The organism is Streptomyces sp. NPDC087844, from assembly GCF_044742785.1.
In the GTDB taxonomy this organism is placed as follows: Bacteria; Actinomycetota; Actinomycetes; order Streptomycetales; family Streptomycetaceae; genus Streptomyces.
This window is the reverse complement of sequence record NZ_JBIUVD010000023.1, coordinates 147,339-167,157: the sequence shown is the minus strand read 5'-3', so window position 1 is coordinate 167,157 and position 19,819 is coordinate 147,339. Positions and strand designations below refer to the sequence as shown.

Below are 19,819 nucleotides of genomic sequence, written 5' to 3'. Positions count from 1 at the left end.
CCACCCCCCAGGTCATGCCTTCGACAGGGGGACACAGTCATGCCGGACCCGGAGGCCAGCGGCCCCGTTGCGGAACCGCAGAAAACATAACGGGGTGGGCGGCGGCTAGTGGCCGGAGGTCGCCTTCAGCCCGACCACGGCCACCAGCAGCAGACAGACGAAGAAGATCCGGGCGGCGGTCGTCGGTTCACCGAGCACCGCCATGCCGTACACCGCCGCCCCGGCCGCGCCGATGCCCACCCAGACCCCGTACGCGGTACCGATAGGCAGTGTCCTCGCCGCGTACGACAGCAGCAGCATGCTGGCGACGATGCCGGCGCCGGTGAGCACGCTGGGCACGAGCCGCGTGAACCCCTCGGTGTACTTCATACCGATCGACCAGCCGACTTCGAGCAGACCGGCGACGACGAGCAGGACCCAGGCCATGAGGCACCTCCGTGAAGGAATCAACAGGGGTGCGTCGTCTTTGCCTGTCCCGGTACGGCGCGTCTCGTCGGGTTTCTTCCAAAGTAGCAAGGGTGGTGGAGTGGAGGGCTGGGCGCAGACGAAAGGGGCTGGTGACGATGGTCACCAGCCCTTTCCGACGCTTCCGACGCTTCCGACATGCCTAGAGGTACAGCCCGGTGGAGTCCTCGGACCCCTCGAACCGGTCCGCGGCCACGGCGTGCAGATCCCGCTCGCGCATCAGCACGTACGCGGTGCCGCGCACCTCGACCTCGGCACGGTCCTCCGGGTCGTACAGCACCCGGTCACCCGGCTCGACCGCCCGTACGTTCTGCCCGACCGCCACGACCTCGGCCCAGGCGAGCCGCCGGCCCACCGCCGCGGTCGCGGGGATCAGGATGCCACCACCGGACCGGCGCTCACCCTCGGCGGCGTCCTGCCGCACGAGCACACGGTCGTGCAGCATCCGGATGGGCAGCTTGTCGTGCTGGCTGCTGGGCTCAGTCCTCTTGGCGCTCACGGTCCGAATTTACCTGCCTTCGCGCCACTCGTACGCGGGTGGGGTACGCAAGGGTCCGGCCCGGTTCAACGCCTGCGGCGCCTGGTGCGCCCGGAGCGCCTGGTGCCCAGGGTGAGCAGTCCGACGACGCCGACCACCACGAGGGCCACGGGCACGATGCGGTCCAGCCGCGGCGCCCCGTCCTCCGTGACGAACTGGCCCTTCACCTCGTCGACGACGCGGCTGACGCCGACGTAGGCACGTCCGAGGGTGTGGTCGACGCTGGACGCCACTTTGGCCTTGGCATCCCCGACGATGGTCTTCGGGTGCACCCGCACACCGATCTCGTCGAGCGTCTCGGCGAGGGTTTCGCGACGGCGTTTGATGTCCGCCTCGATCTGCGCCGGAGTCCTGGTGTCCGGCGTGCTCGACGTGTCCGACACGCGCTGCCTCCGTAATCGTGGTCGTTTCTTCCCGTGGCCGGTCCATGGCCGGTTCCTGTCGGCCCTGTACCTGATCGACAGTCTGTCAGCTCCGCCCTCCACGTACCGCCCGGCACCCCCATTACGCTCGGTTCCGAATCCACCACCTCGCAAGGAGACCGAACCGAGATGAGCGAGCGACTCCAGCCCGGCGACACCGCCCCCGCCTTCACCCTGCCCGACGCCGACGGCAACGAGGTGTCCCTTGCCGACCACAAGGGCCGCAAGGTCATCGTGTACTTCTACCCCTCAGCCCTCACTCCAGGCTGCACCAAGCAGGCCTGCGACTTCACCGACAACCTGGAGCTGCTCGCGGGCGCCGGCTACGACGTCATCGGCGTCTCCCCCGACAAGCCGGAGAAACTCGCCAAGTTCCGGGAGCAGGAGAACCTGAAGGTCACCCTGGTCGCCGACCCGGACAAGACGGTCCTGGACGCGTACGGCGCGTTCGGCGAGAAGAAGAACTACGGCAAGACCTACATGGGTGTCATCCGCTCCACGATCGTGGTGGACGAGGAGGGCAAGGTGGAACGGGCGCTGTACAACGTCCGCGCGACCGGCCACGTCGCGAAGATCATCAAGGACCTGGAGATCTGAGGGCGCGATTCTGAGGTCCCGGATCTGAGGTCGGGAACCGCCTACTCTTCCGAATCGGCCCGCCTCGCGAAAGCGGCGCGGGCCGTTCCGCATTCCGGGCGTGACCATCCGATAAACGATTCGTTACTCCGTACGAGGTCACGAACAGACGGCCGGAGCGGAGGGGCTCATGCCGGTCAGCCCGTACACCAGGGAGCGACTGGTGGAGGCGGCGAGTTCGTCGCGGACGCTGTCGGAGGCACTGGGGAGGTTGGGGGTGGACCCGAAGAGCGGGACGCGGCGGTACGTGCAGACGCGCATGAAGAAGTTGGGAGTGGATACTTCGCATTTCGAACGCGAGGGAGCGCGGTGGACCAGAGAGATCCTCGAAGCTGCGGTCTCTGCCTCGACAAACATGTGCGAAGTGCTGCGCCGTCTTGGACTTGAGGTCGTCGGCGGACACCACACACACATCAGTCGCAGGGTCAGGGCCTTCGGTATCGACACCTCACACTTCCAGGCACCGTCCCGGCGAGGAGAGAGCGGACGTTCTCGGACGCCACAAGCCTTGCTCGTCGAGCAGACGGGCGCTCATGCCCGGCGCATCCCGAGCAACCGCCTCAAAGGGGCGATGACAGCTGCAGGAGTGCCGGAGCGTTGCGCGCGCTGCGGTACGGATCCGGTCTGGCGCGGACACCCGCTTCCCCTGGAGATCGACCACATCGACGGCAACTGGCGCGACAACCGCATCGAGAATCTCCGGTTCCTCTGCCCCAACTGCCACTCGACAACGGACAGTTACAGGGGCCGCGCCAAGGGACGCACAAGGAGTAACGCCTCGTGAGCCATCGCGTGCAGTACACCCGCGAGCGGTTGCTCCAGGCCGCCGAGCAGTGCTCCGACATCAACGAGGTCATTGTCTTCTTGGGCACCTCGCCGTACGGCAAACTCCGCCTTCACCTGTACAAACGCTTCGAGCACTTCGGAATCGACATCTCGCACTTTCCTCGTAGGGCTCAAAGGTCTCGGGATCTTCCGAGTGAGAGTGAACTGCGACAAGCAGTCGCACAGTCCATATCCACTGCGGGAGTTCTCCGGTGGCTGCAATGTCCTGGCAACTCACGACTGCGCGCACTGCTTCCCCAGTTGACCAGCACATACGGTATCGACACCGCCCACTTCCTCGGGCAGGCACACCAACGCGGGAAACCCGGGCCGACCCCCCTGAAACGGCCAGAGGACTTGCTCGTCAAACACAGTGGTGGGCGTCGCACGGGGACGGCACTCCTTCGCCGAGCACTGCGAGAAATCGACGTACCGGAAGAATGTGCCGAATGCGGGACCGGCCCCGAGTGGCTCGGCGATCCGATGACGCTAGAAATCGATCACATCAGCGGGGATTGGAGCGACGACCGGCCGGAGAACCTCCGCTTGCTGTGCCCCAACTGTCATGCGAGCACCAGCACCTGGTGCCGAGGAGGCCGACGGCGACGCTCATAGTCGGCCTCTCCACACCAGCAGTCGACCTCGGCCAGTAGAGTAAGACACGGTTCTTGCGCCCGTACGCCAAGGGCTGAGCGGCGATCTTTAGGTGGTCGTGTCTGTCGGTTCGAATCCGACCGGGCGCACCAAGGACGAAGGCCCAGCTAGCACCCCGCGAGCTGGGCCTTCGTCCTGCCAGACCATCACTCGGCCGGCAGCGCGAACCACCGCAGCAGTACCGGCCTCGCGTCCGGTGGGGCGTCCTCCGGGCCCCGGGCGAAGCGGGTCAGGAGGTCCAGGTAGGCGTCGTGGAAGGCGGTCACCTCGTCCTTGGTGAGGTGACTGAGGCTGCGGGAGCCACGCATCCAGCCCTCCGCTTCCCCCTGGCCCTCCGTGAACCGCCGGGCCAGCTCGATGTCCTCGTCCAGCCGCATTCGGTCCAGGGCTCCCGCGACCGCCTGCTCGCCGTCGGTCATCTCGTCCTGCGCCGGCCTGCGCACGTCGAGTCCGCGCACCGCCCGCCACCAGCGCTCACGGCTGTTGGGCCGTTCCGGTACGTCCTCGATGAAGCCGCCGCTCTCCAGCCGGCGCAGGTGATAGCTGAGCGTGCCGGTGTTCTCCCCGAGCGCGGCGGCGAGGGTCGTGGAGGTCGCCGGGCCCGAGACGGCGAGATGACGAAGGATCTTCAGCCGCAGCGGGTGAGCGAGCGCCTTGAGGGCCGCCGGGTCGCTGACGGTGCGGCGCTCGCCGCCCGGCTCCGCCGGCGCGAGTGCGGGCCGTGACTCACCTTCGTCGCTCATGAGGCAAGCCTACCGTGCACACAGCCGAATCTCTGCAGAGGTACTTATGCAGAATTTTCTCTGCAGATCTTCCATTGCAGAGGAATGGCTGCAATCCTTGGAGAAGCGCGGTGGCGGCAGCCTCCCGCTCATCCGGTCACTCATCCGGTCACTGATCCGGTCGTTCATCCGGTCGTTCAACTGGGGGTCTTCATGTTTCCTGTCCGACGTATCGCGAGGGCGTTGTCCGCGGTGGTCCTCGCCGCGGGCATGGGCGCGGCGGCGATGGCGCCCGCTCATGCCGGGCCCGGCGCGGGCCCCGACCACGACCTCGCCGCGCGAGATCGCGGCTTCCAGGACTGCCCCGCCCTTACCGAACTGCCCCCGGGCGCCGATCCGGCGAAGTGGCGCTGCGAGGCGATGACGGCCGTCGGGCGTCTCACGCTCGGCCGGGTCGATGTCGAGGTGCCGGCCGGCCGGCCGCTGGCGATCACGTTCGCGGAGGGCACGGTGGACGGCGAGTTCCGTCAGGTGTTCGGCGCGATGGCCGCCACTCCCCTGCGGGTTCGAGGCACGCCGCTGTCCATCACGCCTCGGTACGGCGGGTACTCCGACTTCCAGTCGAACGACGAGCGGCGCGGCGAGCTGGATCTGACGTTCCGGATATCCGGGCCCGGCGTGCCGCCCGGTTGCTCGATAGGCAGCGGGGCGGACCCGGTCCATCTGGTGCTCATGGAGACGGATCCGCCGGAGGTCGTCACGCCGGACCCGCTGGTCGTCACCTTCGGGGTGGAGGACAACCGCTTCGCCGTGCCGGGGACTTCGGGCTGCGGCCCACTGGGACCCGCGCTCGACAAGGCGCTGCGCCTTCCGTCACCGGCGGGCGCGAACGGCATCGACCTGGACGCCCGGGTGGCGATGCGTGCGTACGGGGAGGCGGAGCGGTCGGGGGCGAGGGCGCGCGGTTGAAGGCGCGCCCCCGACGGGCTTCAGCCCAGCAACTCCCGCACCACCGGCACCAGTCCCCGGAACGCCTTGCCCCGGTGGCTGATCGCGTTCTTCTCGTCGGGGGTCAGTTCCGCGCAGGTGCGGGTGTCGCCGTCCGGCTGGAGGATCGGGTCGTAGCCGAAGCCGTGGGCGCCGGCGGGTTCGTGGCGCAGGGTGCCCCGCAGCTGGCCCTCGACCACACGCTCGGTGCCGTCGGGCAGGGCGAGGGCGGCGGCGCAGGCGAAGTGGGCGGCTCGGTGCCCGTCGGCGATGTCGCCGAGCTGGGCGAGGAGGAGGTCGAGGTTGGCGCGGTCGTCGCCGTGGGTGCCGGACCAGCGGGCGGAGAAGATGCCGGGGGCGCCACCGAGTACGTCGACGCACAGGCCGGAGTCGTCGGCGACGGCCGGGAGTCCGGTGGCCTGGGCGAGGGCGTGGGCCTTGAGCAGCGCGTTCTCGGCGAAGGTGACGCCGGTTTCCTTGACGTCGGGGATGTCCGGGTAGGCGTCCGCGCCGACGAGATCGTGTGACAGATCTGCCGCGGTGAGGATCGCCCTCAGCTCGGTGATCTTTCCGGGGTTGCGGGTGGCGAGGATCAGGCGGGTCATGGTGCTCACCCTAGCCAGGTGGACGCTCCTGTTCGCGTGCCGCCTGTGATCGCCCGCCGCCCGCCGGGGCCGGCCGGTGTCGCTACGGGGTGCAGACCTTGGTGAGTTCGCCCGCCGCGTCGGTGACGGAGCTGATGTCGGGGGTCTCGTCGCCGTTCTTGATGTCGTCGCGGACGTCGCCGACTGCCTTCTGGAGGTCGTCCACGGCTTTGTTGATGTCGACGTCGTCGGTCTTGTCGCCGATGGTGTCGAGGTTCTTGTCGATCGAGTCGAGCGCCTCGTCCGTCCGCGTCGGGTCGTTCGACGCGTTCTCCACGGCCTGCTGGAGGTCGGTGACGCTGTCGGCGATCGTGTCGGCGGTCTGGACGCAGTCGAGCGCCTTGTTGACGGCGTCGCAGCCGGTGGTGAGCCCTGTTGTCAGCGCGACGGCTGCCACTGCTGCGGCGACGGCGGTGATACGGCGTGGTCGGCGACGGCTCGCGGCCATGGAACGGTCCTCCCGTGGTCAGGCCCCCGAGGGCCCGTTTCGTAGGCCTCAGGGCCCCCGTTTGGTGCTGGTCGGGCGAGACGGTGGTGTGCCGTTCGCCCGCACCTGTAGGGACGCGACGACCGGTGCCGTGGTTGCCCGTGACCTCCGGCCTTCTTGGGTTGTCCTTTACCTTTCGAGGACCGTATCAAGTGCCGTGCGCTGGGCGACAGCGAGTTCTGTGCAGCCGAGAACGGCCAGATCGAGAATGGAGTTGAGCTCGTCGCGGTCGAACGGCTCGGCCTCGGCGGTGCCTTGGACCTCGACGAAGCGGCCGTCGCCGGTGCAGACGACGTTCATGTCGGTGTCGGCGCGGACGTCCTCCTCGTAGCAGAGGTCGAGGAGGGGGATGCCGCCGACGATGCCGACGGAGACGGCGCTGACCGTTCCGGTGAGGGGCTGCCGGTTGGCCTTGATGAGCTTCTTGCCCTGGGCCCAGGTGACGGCGTCGGCGAGGGCGACGTAGGCGCCGGTGATGGCGGCGGTGCGGGTGCCTCCGTCGGCCTGGAGGACGTCGCAGTCCAGGACGATGGTGTTCTCGCCGAGTGCCTTGTAGTCGATGACCGCGCGCAGGGAGCGGCCGATGAGCCGGCTGATCTCGTGGGTGCGGCCGCCGATCTTGCCGCGGACGGACTCGCGGTCGCCGCGGGAGTTGGTGGCGCGGGGAAGCATGGAGTATTCGGCGGTCACCCAGCCTTCGCCGCTGCCCTTGCGCCAGCGTGGGACACCTTCGGTGACGGAGGCGGTGCAGAAGACCTTCGTGTCGCCGAAGGAGACGAGGACGGAGCCCTCGGCGTGCTTGCTCCAGCCGCGTTCGATGGTGATCGGGCGGAGCTGTTCAGGCGTGCGGCCGTCGATACGAGACATGGCGAAGAGCGTAGCCGTATACGGGTGAGGGGCCGCCCCGGTATACGGAAGCGGCCCCTCATGGGTGAGGCTTCGTGCCTGCCTCGACAGCTACAGCTACAGCTACAGCTACAGCTACATCATGTCTTCGATGTCGGCGGCGATCGGATCGGCGTCGGTGCCGATGACGACCTGGATCGCGGTGCCCATCTTGACGACGCCGTGGGCGCCCGCGGCCTTCAGGGCGGCCTCGTCGACCTTGCTCGGGTCGACGACCTCGGTGCGCAGCCGGGTGATGCAGCCCTCGACCTCTTCGATGTTGTCGATGCCACCGAGCCCGGCGACGATCTTCTCAGCCTTGCTGGCCATGTCCTTCTCCCTGATCCGAACCGCTTTGTCGCAGCGCTTTGTCGCAGTAACCCACAGTTGGCCCATCTTCGCGAGCGGCCACGTCGCCCCTGCCGAATGATGGCGATCACGACAGCGAGAAACCGTTCACACATCGTTCGCTGACTGGTCTACACCAGTTTTCGGCGGCCGCCAAACCTGGGACGCAGGAGGACACCCATGAGTGCCGACAGTGCGGCCGCGCCCGCGCGCTCCCGGTGGAGCGATCTGTTCCAGGGGCTGCAGAAGATGGGCCGCAGCCTGCAACTGCCCATCGCGGTACTGCCGGCGGCGGGCATCCTCAACCGGCTGGGGCAGCCGGATGTGTTCGGGGCCGACGGTCTCGGCTGGACGAACGTCTCGAAGGTGATGGCGGGCGCGGGCGGTGCGCTGCTGGACGGTTCGCTCGGTCTGCCGCTGCTGTTCTGCATCGGGGTGGCCATCGGGATGGCGAAGAAGGCGGACGGTTCGACGGCGTTGGCGGCCACGGCCGGTTTTCTCGTCTACTACAACGTGCTGCGGCAGTTTCCGCAGGACTGTGCGGACCAGGCGAAGGTGGTGGCGGCGGGCTGTCAGGCACCGGACGGCACGGTGGCGGCCTTCACGTATCAGAATCCGGGTGTGTTCGGCGGTATCGCCATCGGGCTGATGGCTGCCTACTTCTGGCAGCGTTACCACCGCACCAGGCTCGTCGACTGGCTGGGCTTCTTCAACGGCCGGCGGCTGGTGCCGATCATCATGGCGTTCGTGGCGATCGCGTTCGCCGCGCTCTGCCTGTGGGTGTGGCCGCCGATCGGCCGGGGCCTGGAGGACTTCAGCGACTGGCTGGTGAGTCTGGGCGCGTGGGGTGCGGGTGTCTTCGGCATCGCGAACCGTGCGCTGCTGGTGATCGGGCTGCACCAGTTCCTGAACGTGCCCGTCTGGTTCCAGTTCGGCAGCTTCACCAAGCCGGACGGGTCGGTCGTGCACGGGGACATCAACATGTTCCTGGCGGGTGATCCGGACGCGGGTCAGTTCACGTCCGGGTTCTTCCCCATCATGATGTTCGCGCTGCCGGCCGCGTGCCTGGCCATGACGCACTGTGCGAAGCCGCATCGCCGCAAGGAGATCGGCGGTCTGATGCTGTCGATCGCGCTGACCTCGTTCGTCACGGGCATCACCGAGCCGATCGAGTACTCGTTCGTGTTCATCGCGCCGGCGCTGTATGTGGTGCACGCGGTGCTCACCGGTGTCTCCATGGCGGTGACGTGGGGGCTCGGGGTGCATGACGGTTTCAGTTTCTCGGCCGGCCTGATCGACTACGTCATCAACTGGAACCTCGCCACGAGACCCTGGGCCATCATCCCGATCGGCCTGTGCTTCGCGGTCGTCTACTACGTGGTCTTCCGTTTCGCGATCACGAGGTTCGATCTGCGGACGCCGGGGCGGGAGCCGGAGGACGAGGTCGAGGACGTGACGAAGGCATAGTGCGCGGGCGAGAAGCCCCGTGAAATCCGTGAAGGGCCCCCGGACGACCGTTCCGGGGGCCCTTCGGCGCGCCCCTGGGCCGCGTTCATAACGATATGAGCCGACCGTCCCGCTACGGCCGGGGTCACAAAACTGGCGGGTTCCTTATCTCACCTTCACCGTGCTACAACAGGTCTACACCACTGAGTGGTGTAGACCACGTGGTCATTGACCGCGTTCCCCGAAGACGCTGCCGTCTCCCTTTTCCCTGTCCGCAGGCGGCGCTCTGCCCTCCCCCGGCCCCGTGGCCGGGGGGACACCCAGGAGGAAGTTGTGTCCACGGCCAGCGCCGCTCCCGCGGCTGCGAAGAAGAAGGGCTCCGGCGCGATGGCTGTCTTGCAGCGCATCGGTCGCAGCCTCATGCTCCCCGTCGCCGTCCTGCCCGCGGCAGCGCTCCTGGTGCGTCTCGGCAACACCGACATGCTCGGGCGCGAGTCGTTCCCGGCGTTCATAACCAAGATCGCCGGCTTCATGGCGGCGGGCGGCAACGCGATCCTCGACAACATGGCGCTGCTGTTCGCCGTGGGCATCGCGATCGGCTTCGCGAAGAAGTCGGACGGCTCCACGGCCCTCGCGGCGGTCACGGGCTATCTCGTCTTCAAGAACGTGCTGGCCACGTTCACCGACAAGAACCTGCCGCAGGTCGCGAAGGCCGTCGACGGCAAGGTCGTCATGGTCGACGCGCCCGTGGACGCCAAGGTCCTCGGCGGTGTGGTCATGGGCATCGTGGTGGCCCTGCTCTACCAGCGCTTCCACCGCACCAGGCTGCCCGACTGGGCGGGCTTCTTCAGCGGCCGCCGCCTTGTCCCGATCCTGTCCGCCTTCGCGGGTCTGCTGCTCGGCATCGTCTTCGGCTACATCTGGCCGGTCCTCGGCACCGGTCTGCACAACTTCGGTGAGTGGCTGGTCGGTTCGGGCGCTGTCGGCGCCGGCATCTTCGGTGTCGCCAACCGCGCGCTGATCCCGATCGGCATGCACCACCTGCTGAACTCCTTCCCCTGGTTCCAGGCCGGTGAGTACGAGGGCAAGAGCGGTGACATCTCCCGCTTCCTGGCCGGTGACCCGACTGCCGGGCAGTTCATGACCGGCTTCTTCCCGATCATGATGTTCGCCCTGCCCGCGGCCTGTCTCGCCATCGTCCACTGCGCCCGCCCCGAGCGTCGCAAGGTCGTCGGCGGCATGATGTTCTCCCTGGCGCTGACCTCGTTCGTCACGGGCGTGACCGAGCCCATCGAGTTCACGTTCATGTTCATCGCGCCGGTCCTGTACGCGATCCACGCGGTCCTCACCGGTGTCTCCATGGCGCTGACCTGGGCGCTCGGTATGAAGGACGGCTTCGGCTTCTCGGCCGGCGCGGTCGACTTCGGCCTCAACCTGGGCATCGCGACCAACCCGTGGGGCCTCGTCCTGGTGGGTCTGTGCTTCGCGGTCGTCTACTACGTGGTCTTCCGCTTCGCGATCGTCAGGTTCAACCTCCCGACTCCGGGCCGTGAGTCGGACGAGGAACTCGCCGAGCTGCAGAAGGCGGAAGCCAAGTAGCCCCGAGGCCCTCCTCGACCGAAGGGAATTCCCCGGACCGCCTGCGGGCTGTCCGGGGAATTCCGCGTTCACGGGGGCGGGAACCGCCCGACGTGCCCGCGGGCTCAGATCTCGTACGTGGCTCGCGGCGCCGCCAGTTCCACCGGGCCGGTGAACGCCTGGCGGGCGTGGTCCAGGTTCTCCTGGGGGTCCGTCCACGGTGGGATGTGGGTGAGGACGAGGCGGCGCGCGCCCGCACGGGTCGCGGTCTCGCCGGCCTCGCGGCCGTTGAGGTGCAGGTCCGGGATGTTCTCCTTGCCGTGGGTGAACGCGGCCTCGCAGAGGAACAGGTCCGTGTCCCGGGCCAGTTCGTCGAGCGAGTCGCACACGCCCGTGTCCCCGGAGTAGGTCAGCGACCGGCCGCCGTGCTCCACACGGATGCCGTACGCCTCCACAGGGTGGCTGACCTTCTCGGTGTGCACCGAGAAGGGGCCGATCTCGAAGGAGCTCGGCTTGACCGTGTGGAAGTCGAAGACCTCGCTCATGGAGGAGGCGGAGGGGGTGTCCGCGTACGCGGTGGTCAGGCGCTGCTCCGTGCCCTCGGGTCCGTAGACCGGGATCGGATCGCAGCGGCCGCCGTCGTGGCGGTAGTAGCGCGCGACGAAGTACGCGCACATGTCGATGCAGTGGTCGGCGTGCAGATGGCTGAGGAAGATCGCATCGAGGTCGTAGAGACCGCAGTGGCGCTGCAGCTCGCCAAGGGCACCGTTGCCCATGTCGAGAAGCAGCCGGAAGCCGTCGGCCTCGACGAGGTAGCTCGAACAGGCCGATTCCGCGGACGGGAACGACCCCGAGCAGCCGACGACGGTGAGCTTCATAGAGCGGAAACCTCCGCGGGCGGGGAGTGAAGACGGGGGTCGTGACAGGGGTCGTGCGGTCCGTCGAGCGTAAGGCGCGAAAGGGCGGGTCGCTCCTCCGTCGAGGGCCGTTGTGGGGGAACTCACCTGCGGTGTCACCGGTTCGGGGGCGCACGGGCGTGGGCTCGGTCCTGACGGGTACCGTCCTACGCATGAACATGTCGTGGTGGCTGGCGCTGGTGGCCGTGGTGCTGCTCGCGGCCGTGGCGACGTTCGTGGACGGGTGGGGGCGGGGGCGCAAGCCGTCCACGCGGCGCCCGCCCGGGCGGGCCGACGGTGTCCGGCGTTCGGCGCGGCCTCAGCCGGCTGAGATCTGGTGGGCGAACGTGCCGTTCGAGGACGGGCCCGGGGCGAAGGACCGGCCCTGTCTGGTCCTGTCGGTACGGGGGCGCAAGGCCGTCGTCGCGAAGATCACGACGAAGTACCACGACGACGGGCGGGACGGGGTCATCGCGCTGCCCGCGGGGTCGGTGGGGGATGCGCGGGGGCGCGCGAGTTTTCTGGAGACGGGTGAGTTGCGGGGAGTGCCGGTGCGGGAGTTCCGGCGGCGGGTGGGTGCGGTGGACGCGCGGGTCTGGGACCAGGTGCGGCACCTCGCGCGGTAGGGCTTTTCCCTGGGCTTCGCCCCCTCGCCCCCTCGCCCCCTCGCCCCCTGTCGCGCTGCGCGCTCGTCCTCAAACGCCGGACGGGCTGAGGATATCCGCCCGTCCGGCGACATCTTCAGCCCGTCCGGCGTTTGAGGACCGGGGGTTCGGGGGCTGGCCCCCGAGTCGGTGACGAGAACAGATCCCCGGCTAAGCCCACAGCTGCCCCTGCAGCGTGGCGATCGCCTCTTCCGTCGTTTCCGCCGTGTAGACGCCCGTCGACAGGTACTTCCACCCACCGTCGGCCACGACGAACACGATGTCGGCGGGCGACCCCGCCTGCACGGCCTTGCGGCCCACACCGATCGCGGCGTGGAGCGCGGCCCCGGTGGACACCCCGGCGAAGATGCCCTCCTGCTGGAGGAGCTCCCGCGTACGGGTCACCGCGTCGGCCGAGCCGACCGAGAAACGGGTGGTGAGCACCGACGCGTCGTACAGCTCGGGCACGAAGCCCTCGTCGAGGTTGCGCAGCCCGTAGACGACATCGTCGTAGCGCGGCTCGGCCGCGACGATCTTCACGTCCGGCTTGTGCTCGCGCAGGAACCGGCCCACGCCCATCAGCGTTCCGGTGGTGCCGAGTCCGGCGACGAAGTGCGTGACGGACGGCAGGTCGGCGAGGATCTCGGGGCCCGTGGTCGCGTAGTGCGCGCCCGCGTTGTCGGCGTTGCCGTACTGGTAGAGCATCACCCAGTCGGGATGCTCGGCGGCCAGCTCCTTCGCCACGCGCACCGCCGTGTTGGAGCCGCCGGCCGCCGGGGAGGGGATGATCCGGGCGCCCCACATGCCGAGCAGGTCCCGCCGCTCCTGCGAGGTGTTCTCGGGCATGACGCACACCATGCGGTAGCCCTTGAGCTTCGCGGCCATGGCGAGCGAGATGCCGGTGTTGCCCGACGTCGGTTCGAGGATCGTGCAGCCGGGTGTCAGCCGACCGTCCTTCTCGGCCTGTTCGACCATGTGGAGCGCGGGGCGGTCCTTGACCGAGCCGGTCGGGTTGCGGTCCTCAAGTTTCGCCCAGATACGGACGTCGGCGGACGGCGAGAGCCGCGGCAGGCGCACCAGCGGGGTGTTGCCCACCGCGGCCAGCGGGGAGTCGTAGCGCATCGGTGATCAGAGCCCGGCAGCCCGGTCAGACCATGCCGCCGGCGACGGCCGGCAGGATGGTGACGCTGTCGCCGTCGGTGAGCTTGGTGTTGATGCCGTCGAGGAAGCGGACGTCCTCGTCGTTCAGGTACACGTTCACGAAGCGGCGCAGTTCGCCCCCGTCCACGATGCGGGCCTGGATGCCCGTGTGGCGGCTTTCGAGGTCGGCGAAGAGCGCGGCAAGGGTCTCCCCGCCGCCCTCGACGGCCTTCTGGCCGTCGGTGTAGGTGCGGAGGATGGTGGGGATGCGGACCTCGATGGCCATGGTTGCGGGCTCCTGTCGGAAAGCGGAAGTCGGAAGGCGACTCGGGTCTGGGTGGGGTGCGCGAGGCGGTGCGTGCGGAAACCGCGCCGGGAAGGGCAGGGGGCGCCGGTCGCGGCCCCGTGCGGAGCCGAGGCTCCCACGGCCGTACGGCGGCAGGGTTCAGCGCGTACAGATGGCGCTCTGCAGCCTGCACAGATCGACGTGCAGCCGCGCCACGAGCAGCATGCCCGGCGTCTTGTCGCTCACGTCGTGGGAAACCATGGGCTCATCGTATCGATTCCCGGTCCGGGTCCCGGAATGTGATCTCAGATAGTGGATGAATTCTGCCCGAAATGCGGGATGGGATGCGGGATCGGGTGGACCCGGGAGCGAACCAGGCGCGAACCGGACGCGCACCGGACGGTGTCCGTGCGGGCTCAGTACGCCTCCACCACCGTGACCTCCTCCTCCGTGACCTCGCCGTCCACGATCCGGAACGAGCGGAACTGGAACTCTCCGAGTCCGTCGGTGTCGGCGGTCGAGACGAGGACGTAGTGGGCGTTCGGCTCGCTCGCGAGGGAGATGTCCGTGCGGGAGGGATGGGCCTCGGTGGACGTGTGGGAATGGTAGACGACGACCGGTTCCTCGTCGCGGTCGTCCATCTCGCGGTACAGCTTGAGCAGGTCCCCGGAGTCGAACTCGTAGAACGTGGGCGACATCGCCGCGTTCAGCATGGGGATGAATCGCTCGGGACGGCCGGTGCCCTCCGGGCCCGCGATCACGCCGCACGCCTCGTCGGGATGGTCCTGGCGCGCGTGCGCGACGATCTGGTCGACGAGGGCCTGGGTGATGGTCAGCATGGGGCCAGGATAGGCAGACGGCAGCCCCGTACCGGAGAGTGGTACGGGGCTGCCCACATGCTGGGCGGCGAGGGCCGCGCCGTCGGAAGCGGAGCCGACGGGTCTTCGTCAGTCGACCTTCTCGAACTCCGGCTCGCGGCGCTCGGTGACCTCCGGGTTGCGGGACTTCAGCACGGCCCAGCCGATGCCCAGCGCGGCGGCCCAGCCGGCCATCACGTACAGGCAGACGCGGGAGTCGGCGTCGTAGGCGATGAGGCCGGTGACGAAGAGCAGGAACGCGACCGCGACCCAGCTGAACTTCGAGCCGCCGGGGGCCGGGAAGGGCGAGGCGGGCAGACGGCCCGCGTCGACGGCGCGGCGGTACAGGATGTGGCTGATGAGGATCATGAGCCAGGTCCAGATGCCGGCCGCGGTGGCCACCGAGACGACGTAACCGAAGGCCTTCTCCGGGACGATGTAGTTCAGGATCACGCCGACGCCCATGAAGAGGACGGAGACGGTGATGCCGAACGCGGGCGTCCTGGTGGAGGACAGCTTGTTGAAGATCCTCGGGGCCTCACCGTTGTCCGCCAGGGTGCGCAGCATGCGGCCCGTGGAGTACATGCCGGAGTTGCAGGAGGACAGGGCCGCCGTCAGCACGACGAAGTTGACGATGCCGGCGCCCGCCGGGATGCCGATCTTCGCGAAGGCCGCGACGAAGGGGCTCACGCCCGGCGCGAACTCCGTCCACTTCACGACGCAGAGGATGACCGTGAGCGCGCCGACGTAGAAGAGGGCGATGCGCCAGGGCAGGGTGTTGATCGCCTTGGGGAGGGTCTTCTCCGGGTTCTCGGACTCACCCGCGGTGACACCGACGAGTTCGACGGCCAGGTAGGCGAACATCACGCCCTGCAGGGTCATCAGGGACGAGCCGATGCCCTTGGGGAAGAAGCCGTCGAAGGCCCAGAGGTTGGACACGGCGGCGGTGTCGCCCGCGGAGCTGAAGCCGAAGGTGAGTACGCCGAGGCCGATCACGATCATGCCGATGAGCGCGGTGACCTTGACCATCGAGAACCAGAACTCGATCTCGCCGAAGAGCTTGACGGAGATCAGGTTCGCCACGAAGAGCACGACCAGGAAGGCCAGGGCCGTGACCCACTGCGGGATCTGCGGGAACCAGTAGTTGACGTAGATCGCGGCGGCGGTGAGCTCCGCCATGCCGGTGACCACCCACATCAGCCAGTACGTCCAGCCGGTGAAGTAGCCGAAGAACGGGCCGAGGAACTCGCGCGAGTACTCCGCGAAGGAGCCCGAGACCGGGCGGTAGAGCAGCAGCTCACCGAGGGCCCGCATGATGAAGAAGATGATGACGCCCGCGAGGGCGTACATGAGGATGAGGCTGGGGCCCGCCTTGGCGATGTTCGCCCCGGCTCCCAGGAAGAGGCCGACGCCGATGGCGCCGCCGATCGCGATCATCTGGACCTGACGGCTGCCGAGCCCGCGTTCGTAGCCCTCTCCGGGGGCGTTCCCGTCCGGGGTGTCGCCGTCGGCGACGCCGTTGCCGCCCCACTCGTCGTCGTGCTTGCCGACCTGCACCGAGGTCATGTGCCATGCGCCTTTCTCCATACCGTCCCGAGCCTTCGTCGGCTTCGGTCCGGTTTCCGATCCCCCCGGATTACTGGAGTCGAGCGGGCTCCCCGAGCCCGCTGAACGGCCTTCCCGAGGCCGCTCGTGCCTGGCCGGCTGTTGCCGGATCAGTGGCGCACCCGGCAGGACGTGGGTGGTGTCCCGCCGAGCGATCGTGCAGATTTATCACGGCCGCAATATTCGTCGTTCGGGCCGCTTGTAGCGCATGCCACAGGCAGAAGCGGACATAGAACACCCGGACCCACATAGCGGGCCCGGGTGGTGATGTGATCGTTATCCGGATTTGAGCGTCCGCTGAGCGAACGTTCGATGTCACTTCATCAGCGTCTCGATGTCACTTCATCAGCGTCTCGACCAGGGTCTCCTGCAGCCCGCCGAGCCACAGATACGCCATCACCATCGGCTTGCGCGGGTCCTCGTCGGGGAGCCGGTAGAGGAGGTCCGTGTCCTCCTCGTCGACGACGTCCAGCCGGGAGCCGATCGCGAGGCGCAGATCGTTGAGGCAGCTGAGCCACTGCTTCGACTCCTCGGACGTCAGCTTCAGGACCGCTCCCCCCTCCCCCACCGCCGCGACGCCGTCCAGCGAGCGGATCACCACGAGGGCGTTGTCCCGCTTGCCGGCGCGCAGGTCGTTCTCGGTGAAGCGGCGGAACTCCGAGGAGTACGCGCGCTGTTCCTCGGCCTGCTCGGGCGAGGTGGCCTCGACGTCGGGGCCGCTGTACGCGTCCGGGAAGAGGCGCTTCAGCACAGGGTCCGAGGGCGGCTCGCTCGGTCCCTCCGCGAACAGTTCGGCGAGCGGGTCGTCGGAGACCTTCCCGCCGGGGCCCGGTCCGATGAGCTCCAGGAGCTGTACGGCGAGGGAGCGGATGATGGAGATCTCGACCTCGTCGAGCGCGACGGCCGCGCCGCCGCCGGGGAGCGGTTCGAAGTGTCCTGGCATCAGGTTGCGTCGCTACTTCCAGTACTGCGCGGGCGTCGGGTACCGCGTCGGCGTCGGGCGGGTGCCGGTCCTGCCGTGTCCGGCCTCGCGATGTCCGGGCTCGCGATGTCCGGTCGGGTCATTTCCGGTCGTGCTGGAGGGTGGCCCACAGACCGTAGCCGTGCATGGCCTGCACATCGCGTTCCATCTCCTCACGGGTGCCGCTGGAGACAACGGCCCGGCCCTTGTGGTGCACGTCCATCATCAGCTTGGTGGCCTTTTCCTTCGAGTACCCGAAGTACGACTGGAAGACGTAGGTCACGTAGCTCATCAGGTTGACCGGATCGTTGTGGACGATGGTCACCCAGGGAACGTCGGGCTCGATTACGGCGAAGACCTCCTCGGCCGACTCGGTCTTCTCGGTCTCTAGGGGTGCGGGAGCCGTCACACGGCCCATGCTGCCACCACAGGTGGGTGCCCGGCCAAACGAGCCCCGCACATCGTGCGCCCCGCGGGCGAGCCGCACATCACAGGACCTAGAAATCGTCAGAGTGACGAGATAGGGGTAGCATCCTGGTCATGAACACTGCGGACCTGGGACTGCCGGTGGATGTGCCGTCGACAGCTCTCTTCACGGACCACTACGAGCTGACCATGCTGCAGGCCGCTCTCAAGGGCGGCACGGCCGACCGGCGTTCGGTCTTCGAGGTCTTCACCCGCCGGCTGCCCGAGGGCCGCCGCTACGGTGTCGTCGCCGGAACCGGGCGGGTCCTGGACGCGGTGGAGAACTTCCGCTTCGACGCGGACGTCATCGGCTTCCTGCGCGAGCGGAACGTCGTGGACGAGCCGACGCTTGAGTGGCTGGCCTCGTACCGCTTCGGAGGCGACGTATGGGGCTACCCGGAGGGCGAGGTGTACTTCGCCGGGTCGCCGGTCCTGCGGGTCGAGGGTTCCTTCGCGGAGTGCGTGCTCCTGGAGACCGTGATCCTCTCCATCCTCAACCACGACTCGGCCATCGCGGCGGCCGCCTCCCGGATGGCCTCGGCGGCCGGCGGACGCCCGCTCATCGAGATGGGCGCCCGGCGCACCCACGAGCTGGCCGCGGTGGCGGCGTCCCGCGCGGCGTACGTCGGCGGCTTCACGACCACCTCGGACCTGGCCGCGGGCTTCCGCTACGGCATTCCGACGGTCGGCACGTCCGCCCACGCCTTCACCCTCGTGCACGACACCGAGCGGGACGCCTTCCGGGCCCAGGTGGACTCGCTCGGCCGGGGTACCACGCTGCTCGTGGACACGTACGACGTCGCCGAGGCCGTCCGGCTGGCCGTCGAGGTGGCCGGGCCCGAGCTGGGCGCCGTCCGCATCGACTCCGGTGACCTGCTGCTCGTGGCACACCGGGTACGGCAGCAGCTGGACGAGCTGGGCGCCACGAAGGCCCGGATCATCGTGACCTCGGACCTGGACGAGTACGCGATCGCCTCGCTGGCCGCGGCGCCCGTGGACGCGTACGGGGTGGGCACCCAGCTGGTGACGGGTTCCGGCCATCCGACGTGTTCGATGGTCTACAAGATCGTCGCGCGTGCCGAGTCGGCGGACCCCAAGGCTCCGCTCGTGCCGGTGGCCAAGAAGTCCTCGGGTGGCAAGACATCCATCGGCGGTCGCAAGTGGGCCGCGCGGCGGCTCGACGCGCACGGGGTCGCCGAGGCCGAGGTGATCGGCCTGGGGGCGGTCCCGGCCGAGCTCGTCGACAGTCAGCTCCTGGTGCGGCTCGTCAAGGGCGGCCAGGTCGTCGCACGCGAGCCGCTGGACGTCGTACGCGAACGGCACGCCCGCGCCCGCGCGAACCTGCCCCTCTCGGCGACCCAGCTGTCACGGGGGGAAGCCGTCATTCCGACCGAGTACGTGTGAGACACGCGGACCCGTACTCGCTGTACCGGCCCCGTACTGGAGTGAAGGGCCGGTAAGCCGGGAAGGGCAACGGCAACGACCGCACCGCACCCACTGCCATACCCGCGAATTCGTCGGGCTCGGCCACGCGGACCAGCGCGCCCTGAAGGGGCGCGGGGAACCGCGCGACCAGCCCCCGCCGGCCCGCACGACTCCACCGGCCTCCCCCGCGGAGCGCCGATGCCAAGCCAAAGGACACCGCCCATGCGCCGCGCCCTGATCGTCGTAGACGTCCAGAACGACTTCTGCGAGGGAGGCAGCCTCGCGGTGCCCGGCGGGGCGGATGTGGCCGCCGCGATCACGGAACTGATCGGGCAGGCCCCCGCCGGCTACCGCCACGTGGTGGCGACCCGCGACCACCACATCGCCCCCGGGGGCCACTTCGCGGACAACCCCGACTACGTCCATTCCTGGCCCGCGCACTGCGTGGCCGGCACCGAGGGGGTGGGCTTCCATCCGAACTTCGCTCCGGCGGTCGCCTCCGGCGCGATCGACGCCGTCTTCGACAAGGGCGCGTACTCGGCGGCGTACAGCGGCTTCGAGGGCGCCGACGAGAACGGCGTCTCGCTGGGCGAGTGGCTGCGCACGCGTGAGATCACCGAGGTCGACGTCGTGGGCATCGCCACGGACCACTGCGTGAAGGCGACGGCCCTGGACGCCGCGCGGGAGGGTTTCCGCACCCAGGTCCTGCTCGACCTCACGGCCGGGGTGGCCCCGGACACCACGTCCCAGGCCCTGGACGACCTCCGCGGAGCAGGCGTGGAACTCACCGGCAAGCCGGTGGGCTGAGGGCCCCGCAGGGGCCGCCTCCTAGGGGTGCGGGGAACGGCGCGGCCCGCCACCACGACGCCCTCGCACCCGCACCCGCACCCGCACCCGCACCCA

General features: G+C 68.8%; 26 protein-coding genes, 1 tRNA gene and 1 riboswitch. Of the genes, 10 read left to right on the top strand and 17 right to left on the bottom strand.

Annotated features, from left to right (window positions below; genetic code table 11):
• Positions 1-105: 105 nt before the first annotated feature.
• From ACIOKD_RS34240 to ACIOKD_RS34230, 3 genes are all read right to left on the bottom strand, one after another.
• Positions 106-426, bottom strand: a complete 321-nt coding sequence (locus ACIOKD_RS34240) for a DMT family transporter (protein ID WP_402091750.1) — start codon at positions 424-426, stop codon at positions 106-108.
• Between the two features lie 28 nt (positions 427-454).
• A riboswitch (guanidine-III (ykkC-III) riboswitch) is annotated at positions 455-522 on the bottom strand.
• 85 nt (positions 523-607) lie between these two features.
• The gene (locus ACIOKD_RS34235; RefSeq protein WP_402091749.1) at positions 608-964 is read right to left on the bottom strand and encodes a GroES family chaperonin; all 357 of its coding nucleotides are present in this window, start codon (positions 962-964) and stop codon (positions 608-610) included.
• Positions 965-1,029: 65 nt separating this feature from the next.
• Positions 1,030-1,386, bottom strand: coding sequence for a DUF3618 domain-containing protein (locus ACIOKD_RS34230; protein ID WP_402091748.1), 357 nt, complete (start codon positions 1,384-1,386; stop codon positions 1,030-1,032).
• Positions 1,387-1,554: 168 nt separating this feature from the next.
• Between ACIOKD_RS34230 and bcp the strand changes: the two genes are divergently transcribed.
• A complete protein-coding gene (gene bcp, locus ACIOKD_RS34225; protein ID WP_402091747.1) occupies positions 1,555-2,022 on the top strand; it encodes a thioredoxin-dependent thiol peroxidase in 468 nt (155 codons plus the stop codon).
• Between the two features lie 138 nt (positions 2,023-2,160).
• On the opposite strand, the gene ACIOKD_RS34220 is transcribed toward bcp, so the two are convergent.
• The gene (locus tag ACIOKD_RS34220) at positions 2,161-2,322 is read right to left on the bottom strand and encodes a hypothetical protein (RefSeq protein ID WP_402091767.1); all 162 of its coding nucleotides are present in this window, start codon (positions 2,320-2,322) and stop codon (positions 2,161-2,163) included.
• Between ACIOKD_RS34220 and ACIOKD_RS34215 the strand changes: the two genes are divergently transcribed.
• From ACIOKD_RS34215 to ACIOKD_RS34205, 3 genes are all read left to right on the top strand, one after another.
• Entirely contained in the window at positions 2,252-2,845 is a 594-nt protein-coding gene (locus ACIOKD_RS34215; RefSeq protein WP_402091766.1) for an HNH endonuclease signature motif containing protein, read from the top strand. The genes ACIOKD_RS34220 and ACIOKD_RS34215 overlap by 71 nt on opposite strands.
• Complete coding sequence (locus tag ACIOKD_RS34210; protein ID WP_402091746.1) at positions 2,842-3,501, top strand: HNH endonuclease; 660 nt, start codon at positions 2,842-2,844, stop codon at positions 3,499-3,501. The genes ACIOKD_RS34215 and ACIOKD_RS34210 overlap by 4 nt, the downstream gene beginning before the upstream one ends.
• A gap of 55 nt (positions 3,502-3,556) precedes the next feature.
• A tRNA-Leu gene (locus ACIOKD_RS34205) sits at positions 3,557-3,632 on the top strand.
• A 54-nt stretch (positions 3,633-3,686) separates the two neighbouring features.
• Here ACIOKD_RS34205 and ACIOKD_RS34200 read toward each other — a convergent pair.
• Complete coding sequence (locus ACIOKD_RS34200; protein ID WP_402091744.1) at positions 3,687-4,283, bottom strand: ArsR/SmtB family transcription factor; 597 nt, start codon at positions 4,281-4,283, stop codon at positions 3,687-3,689.
• A gap of 192 nt (positions 4,284-4,475) precedes the next feature.
• Between ACIOKD_RS34200 and ACIOKD_RS34195 the strand changes: the two genes are divergently transcribed.
• Positions 4,476-5,231, top strand: a complete 756-nt coding sequence (locus ACIOKD_RS34195; protein WP_402091743.1) for a hypothetical protein — start codon at positions 4,476-4,478, stop codon at positions 5,229-5,231.
• A gap of 20 nt (positions 5,232-5,251) precedes the next feature.
• Here ACIOKD_RS34195 and rdgB read toward each other — a convergent pair whose 3' ends face one another.
• From rdgB to ACIOKD_RS34175, 4 genes are all read right to left on the bottom strand, one after another.
• Positions 5,252-5,854 (bottom strand): RdgB/HAM1 family non-canonical purine NTP pyrophosphatase, encoded by a 603-nt coding sequence (gene rdgB, locus ACIOKD_RS34190; protein ID WP_402091742.1) that lies wholly within the window; start codon positions 5,852-5,854, stop codon positions 5,252-5,254.
• An 82-nt stretch (positions 5,855-5,936) separates the two neighbouring features.
• Positions 5,937-6,341, bottom strand: coding sequence for a hypothetical protein (locus tag ACIOKD_RS34185; RefSeq protein WP_402091740.1), 405 nt, complete (start codon positions 6,339-6,341; stop codon positions 5,937-5,939).
• A 168-nt stretch (positions 6,342-6,509) separates the two neighbouring features.
• Positions 6,510-7,247 (bottom strand): ribonuclease PH, encoded by a 738-nt coding sequence (rph, locus tag ACIOKD_RS34180; protein WP_402091738.1) that lies wholly within the window; start codon positions 7,245-7,247, stop codon positions 6,510-6,512.
• Between the two features lie 114 nt (positions 7,248-7,361).
• Positions 7,362-7,661 (bottom strand): glucose PTS transporter subunit EIIB, encoded by a 300-nt coding sequence (locus ACIOKD_RS34175; RefSeq protein ID WP_107015989.1) that lies wholly within the window; start codon positions 7,659-7,661, stop codon positions 7,362-7,364.
• A gap of 132 nt (positions 7,662-7,793) precedes the next feature.
• On the opposite strand from ACIOKD_RS34175, the gene ACIOKD_RS34170 reads away from it, so the two are divergent.
• On the top strand, positions 7,794-9,080 hold the full coding sequence (locus tag ACIOKD_RS34170; protein WP_402091736.1) for a PTS transporter subunit EIIC: 1,287 nt from the start codon (positions 7,794-7,796) through the stop codon (positions 9,078-9,080).
• Positions 9,081-9,392: 312 nt separating this feature from the next.
• Positions 9,393-10,658, top strand: a complete 1,266-nt coding sequence (locus tag ACIOKD_RS34165) for a PTS transporter subunit EIIC (protein ID WP_402091735.1) — start codon at positions 9,393-9,395, stop codon at positions 10,656-10,658.
• Between the two features lie 104 nt (positions 10,659-10,762).
• Here ACIOKD_RS34165 and ACIOKD_RS34160 read toward each other — a convergent pair whose 3' ends face one another.
• Positions 10,763-11,515 carry an MBL fold metallo-hydrolase gene (locus ACIOKD_RS34160; RefSeq protein WP_402091733.1) on the bottom strand — a complete coding sequence of 251 codons (753 nt, stop codon included), beginning with the start codon at positions 11,513-11,515 and terminating at the stop codon, positions 10,763-10,765.
• Positions 11,516-11,706: 191 nt separating this feature from the next.
• Between ACIOKD_RS34160 and ACIOKD_RS34155 the strand changes: the two genes are divergently transcribed.
• Positions 11,707-12,159, top strand: coding sequence for a type II toxin-antitoxin system PemK/MazF family toxin (locus ACIOKD_RS34155; RefSeq protein WP_402091731.1), 453 nt, complete (start codon positions 11,707-11,709; stop codon positions 12,157-12,159).
• Between the two features lie 189 nt (positions 12,160-12,348).
• On the opposite strand, the gene ACIOKD_RS34150 is transcribed toward ACIOKD_RS34155, so the two are convergent.
• The 7 genes from ACIOKD_RS34150 to clpS all read right to left on the bottom strand — a co-directional run bounded on the left by ACIOKD_RS34150 (position 12,349) and on the right by clpS (position 17,444).
• Positions 12,349-13,299 carry a PLP-dependent cysteine synthase family protein gene (locus ACIOKD_RS34150; RefSeq protein ID WP_398286087.1) on the bottom strand — a complete coding sequence of 317 codons (951 nt, stop codon included), beginning with the start codon at positions 13,297-13,299 and terminating at the stop codon, positions 12,349-12,351.
• 25 nt (positions 13,300-13,324) lie between these two features.
• Complete coding sequence (locus tag ACIOKD_RS34145) at positions 13,325-13,603, bottom strand: MoaD/ThiS family protein (RefSeq protein ID WP_189775146.1); 279 nt, start codon at positions 13,601-13,603, stop codon at positions 13,325-13,327.
• Positions 13,604-13,762: 159 nt separating this feature from the next.
• The gene (locus ACIOKD_RS34140) at positions 13,763-13,864 is read right to left on the bottom strand and encodes a putative leader peptide (protein ID WP_313904860.1); all 102 of its coding nucleotides are present in this window, start codon (positions 13,862-13,864) and stop codon (positions 13,763-13,765) included.
• Between the two features lie 155 nt (positions 13,865-14,019).
• Positions 14,020-14,442 carry a Mov34/MPN/PAD-1 family protein gene (locus ACIOKD_RS34135; protein WP_402091729.1) on the bottom strand — a complete coding sequence of 141 codons (423 nt, stop codon included), beginning with the start codon at positions 14,440-14,442 and terminating at the stop codon, positions 14,020-14,022.
• Positions 14,443-14,550: 108 nt separating this feature from the next.
• Positions 14,551-16,026, bottom strand: coding sequence for an amino acid permease (locus ACIOKD_RS34130; RefSeq protein WP_402091727.1), 1,476 nt, complete (start codon positions 16,024-16,026; stop codon positions 14,551-14,553).
• 376 nt (positions 16,027-16,402) lie between these two features.
• The gene (locus tag ACIOKD_RS34125; RefSeq protein ID WP_402091726.1) at positions 16,403-17,008 is read right to left on the bottom strand and encodes a DUF2017 domain-containing protein; all 606 of its coding nucleotides are present in this window, start codon (positions 17,006-17,008) and stop codon (positions 16,403-16,405) included.
• A 118-nt stretch (positions 17,009-17,126) separates the two neighbouring features.
• Positions 17,127-17,444 carry an ATP-dependent Clp protease adapter ClpS gene (gene clpS, locus ACIOKD_RS34120; protein WP_402091724.1) on the bottom strand — a complete coding sequence of 106 codons (318 nt, stop codon included), beginning with the start codon at positions 17,442-17,444 and terminating at the stop codon, positions 17,127-17,129.
• 122 nt (positions 17,445-17,566) lie between these two features.
• Here clpS and ACIOKD_RS34115 point away from each other — a divergent pair, with 122 nt between their 5' ends.
• Positions 17,567-18,895: a nicotinate phosphoribosyltransferase gene (locus ACIOKD_RS34115; protein WP_402091723.1), complete on the top strand. Its 1,329-nt coding sequence runs from the start codon at positions 17,567-17,569 to the stop codon at positions 18,893-18,895.
• Between the two features lie 243 nt (positions 18,896-19,138).
• On the top strand, positions 19,139-19,723 hold the full coding sequence (locus ACIOKD_RS34110; RefSeq protein WP_402091722.1) for a nicotinamidase: 585 nt from the start codon (positions 19,139-19,141) through the stop codon (positions 19,721-19,723).
• The last annotated feature ends 96 nt before the right edge of the window (positions 19,724-19,819 follow it).